Consider the following 14366-nt stretch of genomic DNA (forward strand, 5'->3'; position numbering starts at 1 on the left):
AGAAAGCGATGCGACAGATGTGAAATACTTGCCGCCATTTTCGATCAGAGAGCAGCCTTCGCCGCGGTCTCTGCGATAAATTCCGACACTCGCTGAAAATCAGGACCTTGGGCGCGATCTTCGTCGAGTGATGCCACCAGTTGGCGCACCTGTCGATAGGCGTCCAGCGTCCGGCGGCCAAGCTCGCCCGTTACGCCGCGCAACTCGACTGCCTGGGCCGACGCGACGAGCTCAATAGCCACGAGATAACGTAGCCGCTCGATCATCGCTTCGATCTTCGATAGAACGCTGGGCGCCATCGAGGCCTGATCCTCGACGCCGTCCGCGACCGGGATCGGCGTGAGCGACACGGGAATGGCCAGATGGCGTATCTCGGCTTCAAGCGCAGAGACCGTTTTCTGCACGGTGGCAAAACCCGTTCTGCTCTGCCCGAGCGGGGTCAGGAATCGCGGCAGCTCCGACATGCCCGGCGACATGATTTTCATTGTTCTATAAGCGGTCGCCGCCGCGCAATGGGCGATTGCCTGACCGAGCCGCTCCCAGGCCAAAACGAAGGCCGTCATGTCGAAATTGCCATGCGACAGGATGAGCCCTTCCTCGGCCAGCACGACGGGATTGTCGCCGGAGCTAGCAAGCTCGATCTCGGTTGCGGCACGCGCTTCGCCGATCGCGTGGAGCAGAGCACCCCAAACCTGCGGGGCACAGCGATAGCTCAACGGATCCTGGAGACGCCGCGCCGCACCATCCGCCAGAAGAGAACTTCCAGAAAGCATTTCGCGAAGCCTCGCTGCCGCCTCGCGCTGGCCGAAGGCTGGCCTTGCTGCCAGCGCCCGGCCGTCAAAAGCCGATACATTGGCGCGGAATGCCTCGAAGTTCAGCGCGATAGCTGCAAGCGACCAGTCGAACAGCCGCTCGATATCCTCGATGCAGAGGCAGGCCTTGCCGACCGACAGGCTGTTGGCTACCACGAGCACATGCCCATCCTTCGGAGCGATCGGCAAAGGTTTCAGACCGGCTTTCGAGAGGGCATCCAGCGCTGGCATAACCGCGCCATCGAGTTCCGCCTCGCCATCCCCCAGCAAAGCGCGTCCCATATGTGCCAAGGGTGCAAGGTCGGCAGCACCGATCGAGCCGAGCGAAGGCACCACCGGATGGAAGCCCGCATTCAGTGCGGCGACGAGACCGGCGAAAACCGGGAGCGATACGCCGGAGCTGCCAGCCGCCATGCCAGCGATGCGAGCGGCCATCATCGCCCTGACGGCTTCGCGCGGCAGCGCCGGCCCGACCCCGACGGCACGAGCCTGTGGCACGCGCAATTGGAAAGCGATGAGATCGTCCGTGGCGAGCCGCGTATCGACACCGGCACCCAGTGCCGTCGTCAAACCATAAACTGGCTGGTCGGCCGCAAGGTAGCGTTCCACGACGGCGCGCGCAGCAGTGATCTTGTCTTCGACATCAGGTAAGATCTCGACCCTGGCATTGCGTCGCGCGATTGCGGCAATATCGCTCGCCGTTGGGGGCGATCCGGTGAAGGATACGATATTGTCTGTCGTGCTCATTCCTGCTTGCCTCCAAGACGTGCGCCCGGTTTCCCGCGATCTTCGCCGGAACGCTCGTCCAGTCGATATTGGTCGTTGGAATAGGTGGATATCACTCATAGCATGGCATATGGCCAGCAGCAGCCATATCGATTGAAGAACACCGTTATCTCATCACAGGGCAATATCTGGTTCAATTGGCGACCATCAAAGACCCGGGCGCAAACAAACAAGGCGGTAGCGATGACACTCTATCGCTACCGCCTCGTTCTGAATGCGCGTTGGGTTGGTCGTAGGTCAGCCGCCGATCATGAGCCTCACGACTTCCTCGTGATTGGTGTCGGCGATGTTGCGTTCGCCGGCGACAATCCCACGACGCAGGACGACGATGCGGTCGGAAACCGCGAAAATATCCTGCAGATTGTGCGAGATGAAGATAACACCGCGTCCCTGCGCCTTCAGCGACTTGATGAGGGCCACGACCTTGCGCTGTTCCGGCACGCCGAGTGCTGCGGTCGGCTCGTCCATGACGAGAATACGGGCGTTCCAGTAGACCGCGCGTCCGATCGCAACCGCTTGGCGCTGGCCGCCGGAGAAGTTGCTGACTGGCGCATCGAGCCTCTTCACGTGAAAGTCCAGCTCGGCCATCGTCTTGCGTGCGGCTTCCGCCATCGCCTTTCGGTCAAGCACCGGCAGAAAGCCGAAGAGCTTCTTCATCGGCTCACGGCCGAGGAAGATATTGGCGCCAATCGGCAGATTATCGGCGAGCGCCAGATCCTGGTAGATCGTTTCTATGCCCTTTTCACGCGCATCCTGCGGCGAGGAGAAGGTAACGGGCTTGCCTTCGATCAGGATTTCGCCCGCCGTTGGTGGATAGACACCGGAGATCGCCTTGATCATCGTGGTCTTGCCGGCGCCGTTATCGCCCGCAAGTGCTACGACTTCACCGGGCCGGACGACCATGGAGCAATTGTCGAGGGCACGCACCGCACCGAAATAACGCGAGAGATTGCGGACCTCGAGGAGGGGAGTTGCACTATTCATCCTGTTTTGCTCCGCTGAACCGACGCTGTGCCTGGTCGATGAGCACCGAAATGATGATGACGACACCGACGGCGATGAACTGCCAGAACGGCTCCACATTCATGAAGACGAGGCCATATTGGATGACGGCGATGACGAGAGCGCCGGCGACGGTGCCGATGATCGTACCGGAACCGCCAAAGAGGCTGGCGCCACCGATCACGACGGCCGCCACGCTGTCGAGCAGCAGCGGTTCGCCGGCCTGGGCCGCACCCGCGGTGAAACGGGCCGCATAGAGCGCGCCTCCCAGGCCCGCGCAGACAGCCGAAAGAATATAGAGCCGCAGCAGATGGGACTTGATATCGATGCCGGCCCGCCGCGCCGCCTGCGCATTGGCTCCGATGGCATAATTATGCTGGCCGAAGCGGGTCTGGCTCAGCAAATAATGCATGATCAGCACGAAGACGAGCGTGACGATGACGAGATAGGGCACGCCATAGAACCGTCCATTGCCGAGTTCGGCAAAATAGGAATTCTTGACCGGCACAGTCGTGCCGCCGGCGAGCAGGAAGGCCGTGCCGCGCGCAACGCCGAACATGCCGAGCGTGCCGATGAAAGGCGGAACCTTGAGACGAGAGATCAGGAGACCATTGATGAGGCCAGGGACTGCGGCCGCCAGCATGGCAACGAGAATGCCGAAGACCATTGCCACGGGCAGAGGCATGTAAAGGCCGGCGATATTGGCGATATGCGCGGCGACGACGGCCGCAAGCCCCATGATGAAGCCGGTCGACAGATCGATACCGCCCGAGATGATCACGAAAGTCTGCCCGATCGCCAGCAGCAGCGGCGCCACCGCGAAGATCGCAACGGACTGCCAGTTGAAGCTTGAGCCGACGAACGTGCCGCCGAAGTCGATCCGCGCCCAGATCTCGAAAGTCACGATAAGCGCGGCAAGAAAGAGCCATGCACGCAATTGCGCGATGCGATTAAGAAGTGTTTTTGCCTGGTCGCCGTGGTCTGCCTGCGGCGCCACGTGCTGATCCGCCTTGCGGACCTCTGCATTGTCGATTGTCATGGATCGGTCCAAACTGGAGCGTTGGAGGCGCGAAGGTTAGGCGCCGTCGCTCTATCATCGTTGGATAATGTGCCTCGCCGATGGGCGAGGCACAGACTATCTCCGCATCAGTCGGAGTAGATGAACTTCGCGACCTTCTTGTCGGCTACGTTCGACTTGTCGATGACCGTGAAGCCGGTGCCGATCGCCGTCGGGATCGAATTGCCGGTGAGATGCGCATAAGCGGCCATCACACCGAAATAGCCGATCTCGGCCGGATGTTGCGCAATCGCCAGATCGACGAGGCCGGAGTTGATGTTGTCGACGATAGACGTCGGCGCATCGAAAGCGACCACGCGGATCTTGCCCGTCTGGCCGGCCTGCTGCACGCCGTTGGCGGCACCGAGAGCGGAGAACAGATTGGCCCCGAAAACGCCGTCGAGATCGGAGTTGCGTGCGAAGACGGCCTGAAGCTGCGATGCTGCCTTGTTGGCGTCGTCGTCGTTATACTGCGTCTCCAGAACGGTGATGTTCGGATACTTCTTCATCTCCTCCTTGAAACCCTGCTCGCGCTGGTCGGTGGTGGAAACGCCGGGCTTGACGTTGGAAACGTAGACCTTGCCCTTTTCGCCAACGGCCTTTGCCAGCGCACGCGCGGCAATCGCGCCGCCGAGCAGGTTGTCGGAAGCGATGTAGGCCAGCGGAAAGTCCGCATCGCCTTTACCAGTCTGGTAGACGCCGGTGCCGATGAAGGTATCGACAGTGATGATCGGGATGCCGGCATCATTGGCCTTTTTCAGAGGCTGAATCAGCTGATCCTTGTCGGTCGGCGCGATCAGAATGAAATCGGGCTTCTTGGCGATCACCGCATCAAGAACCGGAACCTGGGTCACCGGGTTGAAATCGGGGCCGCCCTGAAAAACGAGCTCGGCACCGACAGCCTTGGCTGCCGCTTCGGCACCCTTGCGCATGGTGATGTAGAAGGCATCGGTCGTCAGACCCGGAATGAGGGCAATCGTAAACTTCTTGTCTGCGGCTTTGGTGCTGCCGGCAACTGCCGCAACACCGGTAGCGAGCGATGCCACGGCCGTAGCCTTGAGAAATGAGCGGCGCTCCATAATTTTCCTCCTCTTGAAGCCGAACCTCCCCTGTCCGGCAAAGCGATAATCAGTGGGTTACCCCGGCACGTCAAGTAATTTTTTTCTGTAATGAATTTCCTTCATCCTGTTGATATGGCTATACAATTCCGCCACGCACACGATGCCGACATCCGCCGGGGACATAGCGTCGCACGACGGTTCAGGATTATTTCGCATTTATGCCGTCTGCCTGGACGGCGGCGCCTATCATTCGCGCTCGAAGACCTTTGAAAGCCAAGCCATGATAGCCCCCATATCCGGTTCCTGCGTCTGGTCGACCGTCATCACGGCACTACAACCCATTGGCTCGGCTCGATCGGCAAGCGCTATCAGTTCCGGCACATATTCGGCACCCGGATGTCCCGGCAATCGGTCCTTCAACCGGCTGGCGTAACGCTCGCCGGCAACCGCTCCAGGCACCTTGCACCAGAGCTCGGCGACATGGTCTATCTGCGCAGCATTGATATAGTTCTCAAGTTGGGTCCTCGGCTGAAAGCCGAACCATGCATCGATGATGAAGGTCGAACCGGCAGGCGCCTCCGCGATAAATGACCAGATTGCCTGGTAGCTCGCCTTTCCCAACGTCCGATTGAAGTCGCGGTCGACCGAACCGATATGCTGCAGGAACGGGTTCTTGATGCCGTCGAGAGACAGGATCGGCCAACCGGTTCGTCGTGATAAAGCCTTGGCCAGACGGCTTTTGCCGGAAGCCGGCACGCCGTTAACGAGAACAACCCGCTTTCCTTGCGCCAGGGCGTCCGCGCCAAAAATCGAAAGCCCTGCGCCGATCACGCCGGCATCGTCTGCCAGCTTCGCCGGCAATATGGCGGGGCAAAACCAGGGCGCGGCTGCCGGCAAGTCGGCAAGAGCCCGCGCGGCATCACAGCCAAGTCCGCCGCCGAGCAGAATGATCTCCGGATCCATGGTCGCCGCGATATTGTCGAGTGCGGCACGCAAGGGTGTTGCCCATTGGCGCAGCACGCGGACTGCCGTGTCGTTTCCTTCCGCCGCCATGTCGAAGATTTCGCGGATTGTCGTCACCGCCAATCCGGATTCGGCGATATGTCGGCGCAAAGCGGTTCCGGAGCTGAAGGTTTCGACGCAGCCGCGTCTGCCGCAAGGGCAGGGCGGACCATCCTGCGATACACAAATATGGCCGAGCTGCCCGGCCGCCTTATGCCCGTGATAAATGCGCCCGGCATGGGCGACGGCACCGCCAATGCCCGTCCCGATCGTCAACATCGCAACGTTTTGATAGCCCTTGGCGCCGCCGATCCGCATTTCTGCGATCAGCGCCATGCTGCAATCATTCTCGATGACAACAGGCTTTTGGAGGGCCGTCTCGAGCCGCTTTACGAAGTCGAGGCCGGAGAGATTGAGGATGCCGCCGGACAGAATCTCGCGACTATCGACATCGACCCGCCCGGGTATGCCGACACCAATCCCCAAAACTTCGGGAGTATCGAGCGTACGCGCCATCGCAATGACGCGCTCCAATGCCACCAGGGGATCGGTCGGCGTTCGTTCCGACAGCTTGGCAAGCAGCTCGCCCTGGGCGGAGACGAGGGCAGCGCGAATATTCGTGCCGCCAATATCGACGCCGATGGCGATGTCAGCCATGGGCGCGTTGCCTTTGTTCGGAGCTGTGCGATCCAGTGCCCTTGAAGTGCGTTGCGATGACGGCCTGGATTTCTCGAAGTCTTGGCACCGCGACCGTTTCCAGCCGATCCTTCGTTACCGAACGATCGAGCGAGATGCAGTCCTTCCACAGCGAACGGCCAGCAATGACGCCTGAAGCGCCGTTGCGCATGGCATCCTCGACCTGGGTGAGGAAAGTTGCGTGGTCGACGCCGGCCGATAGCACTGCCCATGGCACCTCGCCCGAAAGGCGTGTGACTTCGGCGCAGGCTTCCGACGACCCCGGATAAGGAATCTTCAAGACTTTTGCGCCGAGATCGAGGCAGATCTTGCTGCCGCCGACGATCAAAGACGGCAGCTTCGCCTTGTAGTCGGCCTCGTCCTCATCTTCGAACTTGTAGGTCAAGAATTCTACGACCAGCAGAAGATCTTCATGTGCAAAGTCTTCGATGCACTGCTTCAGAATCTGGATATTATGGACATTCGCCGCATCCCGATCCGAGCGCAGATAGACCATGATCTTACCGCCAGTCGCTCCCAACTGGCGCACGCGGCGCGCGGTAACGCCGGGAACCAGCTTCGACAGACGATAGCCTTCCGCGGATGTATCCCAGCCGGAAGCATCGAGACCGATCAGCAGCGCAGTATCGCGCTGAAGAACCCGATCATCGACCAGCGCCGGCACGGCACAGATCGGATCGACGAGAACACAGGACGCCTTGCTTGCCAGAAAGCGGGCAATATCGGCCTTCGTGTCCCCCAGCACCTTGTCGGAGATCGCCGCCTGCTCGGCCGGGTCCTTGGCCAGAAGGCTGCGCATGCCACCGCGCTGGTCGCAGGCAATCACCATCATGGCACCATCGCTGCCGCAAATCTGCTGGTAGCCGCGCATCTCCGCTGTCGTCAATTTCGTCATTTGATCCTTCCTCCAGCCGTTGCGAACGGCACCCATACGGGCACGCCTTCTCCACTCCCCGAAGAAGGCATTGCTCCTGAAATTGAGGACTCTCATGCGCGGTATAAGCGTTGCGAAACCGGGCTTTTTAAGCGATAACTCCTCAAGTGCTGTATGTGTAACACATTGCAGAAAGGAATTTCAACCTGAATTCGTCTCAATCGCAGGAGGCTGCGGCAAATCGCGCGTTGCTGCACACGGTCGCCAAACTGCACTACCAATCCGATATGGCGCAGGTGGATATTGCCAGGAAGCTCGGTCTGTCGACGGCGACGGTTTCGCGGTTGCTGCAGCGAGCCCGGGCGATCGGGATCGTCCGGATCGAAGTGATCGATCTTTCACCCGCCGAGGACCTGAGCGCCGCACTGATCGACGGCCTGAAGTTGGGCACCGCTGCAGTGATCGATACGCCGTCATCAAATGTGCTGAGTGCGCTTGCCGCACCTGTCGGCTCGCTTCTGCAGCAGGCGGGCCTGCGCTCCGGTTCGACGCTCGGTATCGGTTGGGGGCGGGCGGTGCGCGAAGTGACATTGGCTGGTCTGCCGCAATTGCCCGGAATCGTCACGGTCGCACTGAACGGCGGCATGCAGCACGCGGCGCCTCACTTCCAGATCAATGAATTCGTGCGCCAGGCGGCGGTCCAGATGGGTGGCGTGCCGCATTTCCTGCATGCGCCCTATATTTCTTCGACCGAACTCCGGGATGCGTTTCTCGGGGACCCCACCGTGCAGCAGGTGACGTCCCTCTGGGACAGGCTGGATGCGGCGATCGTCGGCGTCGGATTAACTCATGCCGCAAACCCCTCGGAAACGGCGCTGCCGGGCGAAAAGGCGTTGAGCCATGCGGCTGGAGATGTGCTGCGCCACTACGTCACCGAGGCCGGCGAAGTCCTGCACTGGGATGGAGAGGAGGGGATGATTGCAGCCTCTCCCGCGCAATTGCGCAAGGTGCCGCTCTGCATCGCTGTCGCCGCGACTCCAAGCAAGGCAAGCGGCATTATCGGCGCGGCACGATCGGGAATGATCAACGCATTGGTCACCGATGCCAATACCGCGCAGGCCATTCTCGATCGTCTCTCATCCAACCAGAAAGCCGAGGATCGATCCTGATGCCTTTTGACGACCGCTCCTTCGGCGCTTTCCTGTTCGACATGGATGGAACCGTCCTGAATTCGATTGCCGTCGCGGAGCGGGTCTGGACCGCGTGGGCGGAAAAACGTGGCGTCGACGCTATAGCCCTGCTGGCGACCGTTCATGGCAGCAAGGCGATCGAGACAATTACTCGGCTCGGCCTGTCAGGCATCGACCCTGCCGAAGAGGTCAGGGTACTCACACAAGCTGAAATCGATGATGTTGCCGGCGTAGAACCGATCGCGGGCGCCATCGGCTTTCTGAAAAACCTGCCGCGGGATCGCTGGGCGATCGTCACCTCTGCCCCGCGCGAACTCGCCAGGGTCCGCATTGCGGCAGCCGGTATTCCCTGGCCTGAGGTTCTGATCGCCGGCGAGGATGTGCAGAATGGCAAGCCGGCGCCGGACTGCTTCATGTTGGCTGCAAGGATGTTAGCGCAACCCATTGAACAATGCCTTGTTTTTGAGGACGCGCCCGCTGGGATAGAGGCAGCGGAAGCCTCAGGTGCTTCCGTGCTCGTGATCAGCGCGACCCATCGGACACCGTTGTTCACTCGGCATCCGACTATTGTGGACTATGATGGCGTACATGCGAGTATCAATGCAGATGGGAGTCTACGTCTCTCTGCAAGACCCGCTTGACCAGCCCCTTACTGAAACGGATCGTAGCCCGGCTTCTTATAGATCGTGTTGGATTTTCCCTGGATGTCGGGAGCATAAACCTTCCCGGCCCAATCGGACATCGCCACATCCTCGATCGCGACGGAAACCGAACTCTCGTCAACGCCGAGCGTTTCGATGACAGCCTTGGCCAGATTTTCAGCCACGGCATGCTTCATCGCTTCGGTCCTTCCTGCTGCCATTTTCAAAATTATATGGGGCATCATTTCATTCCTGTGCTCGTGGGAGATGCCGGCCCGGATGCAAGAACAACCGGATCGGCCAGTTTGATGAAATACGCTCGTCGTTGTGGAGATTAGTTAAGATAGTCCTCGTCTGGGACCTTCTCCAGCCATTCGACATTCCTGCCATCACGCAAGCCGGTAATGGCGATATGGCGCATCTCGGTCGTCGCCGTGGCACCGTGCCAATGCTTGACGCCGGGAGGCGTCCAGATCACGTCGCCGGGTTTTATGACGCGTTTCTCGCCGCCTTCTTCCTGTATCCATCCGGCTCCAGACGTAACGATCAATGTCTGGCCGCCCGGATGCGTATGCCAGGCCGAACGGGCTCCGGGCTCGAATGTTACCTCGCCTCCCACGGCCGGGAGGCTGTCATTGGCAACGAACAAAGGGCTGACGGTTACCGAGCCGGAAAAAGTCTCCGTCGGCCCTTTGACCGCCGGGCGACTGCCCGCCGGACTAAGCTCCATGCTCTGCGCTTGTCCGCATGGAAGAAGCGCTGCAAGGATAAAGCATGCTGTGGGAAGGGTGCGTTTCATGGCTATCCTCTCTTCGGTCTGACCTAGCCTGCGACGTCACTCATGAGGCTTTCGGCTCCGGCTCGACGTCTTTGCGGAGCAAGGCAGACATCCAGATCGGCCTCTGTGGCAGCGACACGAATGATGTTGCCGCCACTGCGAAACCTTCGGAAACTGCGAAAAGAATGTAGGAAGATCGGGATTCTGGATTAGCGCTCGAATGCCGCAAGCACTTATGGCATCTGCTCATGAATGTGCCGCTACGGCCTGCCGAAGATGCCGGCCGTCTACCATGATTTGGAGACCTGGAAGAAAGAGTACCTTGTTAAAGCCTGTCACGCCGCTCGTGGCAGCAGCGACTTCAGGTTTGCGTTGCCAGCCAGCACCTCGATCGGCGGAATAACGCGCTGGGCGATCAGCATCTCACTCAGCTTCAAGTCTTTCGCGACCTTATTGCCAGGACCGATGCCACTTGCGGCAACCAGCCGCTGGCCGTCGTCGAGATGAAACAGGATGAACGCACCGTCGCCAAGATCGCGCCTAACGACCGTGCGCCCCTCATCGACAAGGCCGGCAATCTGCAATGTGTAATCGAACTGGTCGGACCAGAAATAGGGAACAGCCAGATAGCTGCGAGCCGCCCCCATCAAATTTGCGGCGGCGAGAATGCCTTGATCCTGCGCATTGCGCCAGGCTTCGAGACGCAGGCGGCGCCCACCATACAGGGGATGCGGAAACGAGCAGCAGTCGCCGGCGGCGTAGATATCGCGCTCCGATGTTTCCAGATGCGCATTGACCGCAATGCCGTTATCGATCGCGATGCCGGCCCGAGCAGCAAGCTCGGTACGTGGCTGCGCGCCGATCCCGACGACGAGCACATCAGCCGAAATCGTATCTCCATCGGAAAGAGAAAGATCGACACGTTGCTCATCGGCTTCGAGCCCGAGAACCGCCACGCCACATTTCACGACGACGCCGTTGTCTCGATGCAGGGCCGTGATCGTTTCGGCGATCGGTTCGGGGACACCACGCTTGAGGATACGCTCCTGGGACTCGATGACCGTAACCTTCGCTCCGCGGCCGCGCGCCGACGCGGCTACCTCCAGGCCAATGAAACCGCCCCCAAGCACTGCCATATGCATGTCGGCTCGGACAAGGGAACGAAGTGCAAGCGCATCGTCGATTGTCCGCAGATAGACTACCCGGCCACTGACGGGCGCGTTCGGCAACCGCCTTGGTGCCGCCCCGGTCGCCAGCAGCAGTTTGTCGTAAGGCAGCGCCCGGCCATCGGAGAGGAGCAGATGCTTTCCCGACGTGTCGATGGCATCGGCCGAGGCGCCGCCGATATGCCGGATTGCATGCTCGGCCAGTGCGATATCGCTGAGGACAGCGGGCAGCTTTGGCTCTGTCGCATCAAGCAAAATCTGTTTGGAAAGAGGAGGCCGCTCATAGGGGAGATGGACCTCGTCGCCGATAAGGGTGATCGCGTGCCGATAACCATTCTCCCTGAGGCTCAAGGCGGCGCGCGCGCCGCATTCGCCGGCACCGACGATGATGATGCCCGCATCGCCGCTCATGCGCTGAGCCCGATCATGACGCGATCGCCTTCCACTTTAACCGGATAGGTCTTCAGATTGATGCAGACCGGAGCGCCGCGCGCTTCCCCCGTCTTGTAGCTGAAGCGGCCATTGTGCTTCGGACACTCGATCGTGTCGTCCATGACGAGGCCATCGGCCAGATGGATTTTCTCATGGGTGCAAAGCCCATCCGTAGCGAAATACTCATCGTTAGGGCTGCGATAGATCGCAAAGGTTCGCCCGGCGTGATCGAAGCGGACAACATCCTCCTGATCGATTTCATCAGCAGCGCAGGCATCAACCCAGTTCGTCATTTCTTCCTCCTCATTGCAATCGCCGCAAGGCGCGAAGGGCGTCGTCCAATCTTGGGAGCAGGTTGCCGTTGCGCTTTGATCGCGCATCGTTTTTTCCTCCCGGCTGGTTTCAAGCATGCGCGAAATGACCCTTCACATTCCACGCCGATTATGATCATTTTTCATCAAGGAGGAGCGAAATGAAGAAGGCACGTCTCGTGGACATCGCGGCCGCCGCTGGTGTCGGCCTTGCGACCGTTGAACGCGTTCTCAACGAACGCGGCAGCGTCAGGCCGCAAACGGCGGAGAAGGTGGTGCTGGCCGCAAAGCGATTAGGCTACAAGGGGATCATTCCAAGTCTCTATCGTGGCACGATCCGCATCGAAGTCATCCTGGTCAGGCCGGAGTCGCCGTTCTTCAGCAGGCTCAACCGTGCCTTCGAGCGGATCGCTGCCTCACTGGATAGCTCGATCACGGTCCACCGGACCTTTGTCGAAGAGAGCGAGCCGGAGAAGTTTGCCGCGCATGTGGCCAATAGCAGCATTCGCCGGCATGGCCTGATCGTTGCGGCGGTTGACCATCCTGCAATCCGGGAGAGCTTGCGAAAGGCGCGTGCCGCCGGCATCGAAGTCGTCCAGATCGTTTCGTATCTCACGGGAAGGGACGACGTGTTCGTGGGGATCGACAACTATGCCGCGGGCCGAACCGCTGGCTTCTATATGTCGCGCATGCTCCGGCACGCCACGGGAAGCATCGTCGCTATCTGCCATAGCTGGGCCTATCAAATCCATAGGGAGCGCATTCGCGGCTTCTCCGATTATCTCGGCTCTCAGCGTGGTTCCGCACGACAGTTTTCGGAAGTCGTATTCGGCTGGGATGACGACGTGAAATCCGCGGAAGTAATGACGCAGGCGCTGCGGCGCTGTCCGGATATTGTCGGTATCTACAATGCCGGCGGTGCCAATCTCGGGGTCGGCTCGGTGCTTCAGCGCTTTCAGGAACGACAGGGAAGGGATTGCGTCTGGATAGGGCACGAACTCAACGACGAAACGCGCCGCTTCATCGCCTCGGGGCTGATGACGCTCGTTCTCGATCAGGCACCCGAAACCCAGGCGAGGCGCGCACTGGATACGATATTATCGCGCATGGGGATCATCGACGTGCCAGTCAGCCAAGATTCCGTACCGTTCCTGACCTATACGGCGGAGAATATTGGCCCACATCCACTCACCGATAAGTGACAAGGCCGGAGCCTGCGGAAGGAGGGCCGCAGGCTCCGGCATTTCCCGCCATCAACGGCCGATTGAACCGGTGGCGGGGGGAGAGCTCAATTCGCGCATATGGAGCACATAGCACCTTTGGCAAGTCCTTGAGATCATTGTCCCGGCCGGAGAAACCCGGCCAGGCTTCGGCTCTTTGCTAGCTTGGCGTGCCGGAGCGGCGAGCCTGCTTTTCGGCGTATTTCTTGGCGCGCTCCATGAAGCGCTTGTTCATGCGGTCCTCGGCCTCTTTCGTGCCGTCATGGAAGGTACCGAACCACTGGTCGAGCGGGATCACGCCATCGGCATAATTGCACTCGAAGAATTTGTGATGGAGGTAGTGGTCATAGGCGTGGGTATCGATCCCGGCTTCCTCACCGATCACGATCTTGTCGAAACCGGCATGGCCCGGAGCCGGCGCAAGTGCGGCATGCGTCAGATGGAACAGCGCGTGGATCGGATTGGACGGTACGATCCAATGGATGAGAACGCCGGAGAAATACAGGAGATGTTCGACCGGATGCATGGCAAGGCCGGACCACGGACCGGGATTGACGTTGTTGTGATGCAGCTTGTGGACCGCATGATAGAGCGGCGGCCAGTGGATCAGGCGATGCACGAGATAGAAATGCAGATCGCGGAACGCCGGGATCAACAGCATGATGATGGCGCAATAGATCGGGTGCTCGGCAAAGTCGACATAGGGAATGATGCCGTTCGCAAAGGCCCACAGCGTCAACACCTCGAAGGCTGTCCATAGAGGCACGGCGCTTGCAAAAGTCCAGATCACATTGTCGACGGTCTGATTGCTGAAGAGGAAGGCGGAATTATCCTTCGACGGCCATTTGCTGTTGTATTTGAAGCTCGTGCCCTGCTTCTTCTGCATATAGAGACGCAGGTGAAAGGCGCCGAAGAACAGGAAGACCAGGACGGCATTGCGCACGAGAAGATAAGCGATCCAGCCCGGCGCGAGCGTCTTCATGGTCTCCATCGAGGGCGTCGCGCAGAGCCAGAGCAACGTTGCGACGACGGCATAGACGACATTCCAGGGCATCAGGTAGCCCGGATATCCGAAGAACCATTTCAGGAACGCAACCGGTTTTGCCGGCCAGATGAAAACAGGCGGATATTGCAAGAGCTTGTTGGGCTTCCAGTCGCCGCGCTTGTCGCGCGTGCCGTAGAGCGTGTCGTCCATGATGTGCCTCCCGGTGAATGAAACGATGCGGTCAGTGTCAGCGGCGGCGGCTGGAAACGACAGCATTGATTTGATGAAATTTGCTCATGGCGGCGAGAACGACGCTGTTCCGCAACTAAGGACGGGAAGGGGAGGCCGGTCGC

General features: G+C 60.0%; 14 protein-coding genes. 3 read left to right on the plus strand and 11 right to left on the minus strand.

The window, feature by feature from the left end; genetic code table 11:
• Positions 1-44: 44 nt before the first annotated feature.
• From hutH to ABOK31_RS26935, 6 genes are all read right to left on the minus strand, one after another.
• The gene (gene hutH, locus ABOK31_RS26910; RefSeq protein ID WP_349959826.1) at positions 45-1559 is read right to left on the minus strand and encodes a histidine ammonia-lyase; all 1515 of its coding nucleotides are present in this window, start codon (positions 1557-1559) and stop codon (positions 45-47) included.
• A 276-nt stretch (positions 1560-1835) separates the two neighbouring features.
• Complete coding sequence (locus ABOK31_RS26915) at positions 1836-2582, minus strand: ATP-binding cassette domain-containing protein (RefSeq protein WP_174172956.1); 747 nt, start codon at positions 2580-2582, stop codon at positions 1836-1838.
• A complete protein-coding gene (locus ABOK31_RS26920) occupies positions 2575-3639 on the minus strand; it encodes a ribose ABC transporter (RefSeq protein WP_174172955.1) in 1065 nt (354 codons plus the stop codon). The genes ABOK31_RS26915 and ABOK31_RS26920 overlap by 8 nt, the downstream gene beginning before the upstream one ends.
• 107 nt (positions 3640-3746) lie before the next feature.
• Positions 3747-4736, minus strand: a complete 990-nt coding sequence (locus tag ABOK31_RS26925; protein ID WP_174172954.1) for a substrate-binding domain-containing protein — start codon at positions 4734-4736, stop codon at positions 3747-3749.
• 228 nt (positions 4737-4964) lie between these two features.
• A complete protein-coding gene (locus tag ABOK31_RS26930; RefSeq protein ID WP_349959827.1) occupies positions 4965-6377 on the minus strand; it encodes an ROK family protein in 1413 nt (470 codons plus the stop codon).
• Positions 6370-7311, minus strand: coding sequence for a tagatose-bisphosphate aldolase (locus ABOK31_RS26935; protein WP_349959828.1), 942 nt, complete (start codon positions 7309-7311; stop codon positions 6370-6372). The genes ABOK31_RS26930 and ABOK31_RS26935 overlap by 8 nt, the downstream gene beginning before the upstream one ends.
• A gap of 227 nt (positions 7312-7538) precedes the next feature.
• Here ABOK31_RS26935 and ABOK31_RS26940 point away from each other — a divergent pair, with 227 nt between their 5' ends.
• Both ABOK31_RS26940 and ABOK31_RS26945 read left to right on the plus strand, forming a co-directional pair.
• A complete protein-coding gene (locus ABOK31_RS26940) occupies positions 7539-8459 on the plus strand; it encodes a sugar-binding domain-containing protein (RefSeq protein WP_349959829.1) in 921 nt (306 codons plus the stop codon).
• A complete protein-coding gene (locus ABOK31_RS26945; RefSeq protein WP_349959830.1) occupies positions 8459-9121 on the plus strand; it encodes an HAD-IA family hydrolase in 663 nt (220 codons plus the stop codon). The genes ABOK31_RS26940 and ABOK31_RS26945 overlap by 1 nt, the downstream gene beginning before the upstream one ends.
• 8 nt (positions 9122-9129) lie before the next feature.
• Here ABOK31_RS26945 and ABOK31_RS26950 read toward each other — a convergent pair whose 3' ends face one another.
• From ABOK31_RS26950 to ABOK31_RS26965, 4 genes are all read right to left on the minus strand, one after another.
• On the minus strand, positions 9130-9318 hold the full coding sequence (locus tag ABOK31_RS26950; RefSeq protein ID WP_350019288.1) for a tautomerase family protein: 189 nt from the start codon (positions 9316-9318) through the stop codon (positions 9130-9132).
• A gap of 137 nt (positions 9319-9455) precedes the next feature.
• The gene (locus ABOK31_RS26955; RefSeq protein WP_350019289.1) at positions 9456-9920 is read right to left on the minus strand and encodes a cupin domain-containing protein; all 465 of its coding nucleotides are present in this window, start codon (positions 9918-9920) and stop codon (positions 9456-9458) included.
• 314 nt (positions 9921-10234) lie between these two features.
• Positions 10235-11476, minus strand: coding sequence for an FAD-dependent oxidoreductase (locus tag ABOK31_RS26960; RefSeq protein WP_174172947.1), 1242 nt, complete (start codon positions 11474-11476; stop codon positions 10235-10237).
• Complete coding sequence (locus ABOK31_RS26965) at positions 11473-11790, minus strand: MocE family 2Fe-2S type ferredoxin (RefSeq protein WP_174172946.1); 318 nt, start codon at positions 11788-11790, stop codon at positions 11473-11475. The genes ABOK31_RS26960 and ABOK31_RS26965 overlap by 4 nt, the downstream gene beginning before the upstream one ends.
• Before the next feature lie 179 nt (positions 11791-11969).
• Here ABOK31_RS26965 and ABOK31_RS26970 point away from each other — a divergent pair, with 179 nt between their 5' ends.
• Positions 11970-13010, plus strand: coding sequence for a LacI family DNA-binding transcriptional regulator (locus ABOK31_RS26970; protein WP_349959833.1), 1041 nt, complete (start codon positions 11970-11972; stop codon positions 13008-13010).
• Between the two features lie 178 nt (positions 13011-13188).
• Here the strand turns inward: ABOK31_RS26970 and ABOK31_RS26975 are convergent, their stop codons facing one another.
• Positions 13189-14223, minus strand: a complete 1035-nt coding sequence (locus ABOK31_RS26975; RefSeq protein WP_349959835.1) for a sterol desaturase family protein — start codon at positions 14221-14223, stop codon at positions 13189-13191.
• Between the last annotated feature and the right edge of the window lie 143 nt (positions 14224-14366).

It is taken from the genome of Rhizobium sp. ZPR4 (assembly GCF_040215725.1).
Taxonomy (GTDB): domain Bacteria; phylum Pseudomonadota; class Alphaproteobacteria; order Rhizobiales; family Rhizobiaceae; genus Rhizobium; species Rhizobium rhizogenes_D.

What these genes read in the sequence shown, in the direction of transcription:
- hutH (WP_349959826.1), bottom strand. Translation starts at nt 1,559, where the DNA reads ATGAGCACGACAGACAATATCGTATCCTTCACCGGATCGCCCCCAACG.
- ABOK31_RS26915 (WP_174172956.1), bottom strand. Translation starts at nt 2,582, where the DNA reads ATGAATAGTGCAACTCCCCTCCTCGAGGTCCGCAATCTCTCGCGTTAT.
- ABOK31_RS26920 (WP_174172955.1), bottom strand. Translation starts at nt 3,639, where the DNA reads ATGACAATCGACAATGCAGAGGTCCGCAAGGCGGATCAGCACGTGGCG.
- ABOK31_RS26925 (WP_174172954.1), bottom strand. Translation starts at nt 4,736, where the DNA reads ATGGAGCGCCGCTCATTTCTCAAGGCTACGGCCGTGGCATCGCTCGCT.
- ABOK31_RS26930 (WP_349959827.1), bottom strand. Translation starts at nt 6,377, where the DNA reads ATGGCTGACATCGCCATCGGCGTCGATATTGGCGGCACGAATATTCGC.
- ABOK31_RS26935 (WP_349959828.1), bottom strand. Translation starts at nt 7,311, where the DNA reads ATGACGAAATTGACGACAGCGGAGATGCGCGGCTACCAGCAGATTTGC.
- ABOK31_RS26945 (WP_349959830.1), top strand. Translation starts at nt 8,459, where the DNA reads ATGCCTTTTGACGACCGCTCCTTCGGCGCTTTCCTGTTCGACATGGAT.
- ABOK31_RS26950 (WP_350019288.1), bottom strand. Translation starts at nt 9,318, where the DNA reads ATGAAGCATGCCGTGGCTGAAAATCTGGCCAAGGCTGTCATCGAAACG.
- ABOK31_RS26955 (WP_350019289.1), bottom strand. Translation starts at nt 9,920, where the DNA reads ATGAAACGCACCCTTCCCACAGCATGCTTTATCCTTGCAGCGCTTCTT.
- ABOK31_RS26960 (WP_174172947.1), bottom strand. Translation starts at nt 11,476, where the DNA reads ATGAGCGGCGATGCGGGCATCATCATCGTCGGTGCCGGCGAATGCGGC.
- ABOK31_RS26965 (WP_174172946.1), bottom strand. Translation starts at nt 11,790, where the DNA reads ATGACGAACTGGGTTGATGCCTGCGCTGCTGATGAAATCGATCAGGAG.
- ABOK31_RS26970 (WP_349959833.1), top strand. Translation starts at nt 11,970, where the DNA reads ATGAAGAAGGCACGTCTCGTGGACATCGCGGCCGCCGCTGGTGTCGGC.
- ABOK31_RS26975 (WP_349959835.1), bottom strand. Translation starts at nt 14,223, where the DNA reads ATGGACGACACGCTCTACGGCACGCGCGACAAGCGCGGCGACTGGAAG.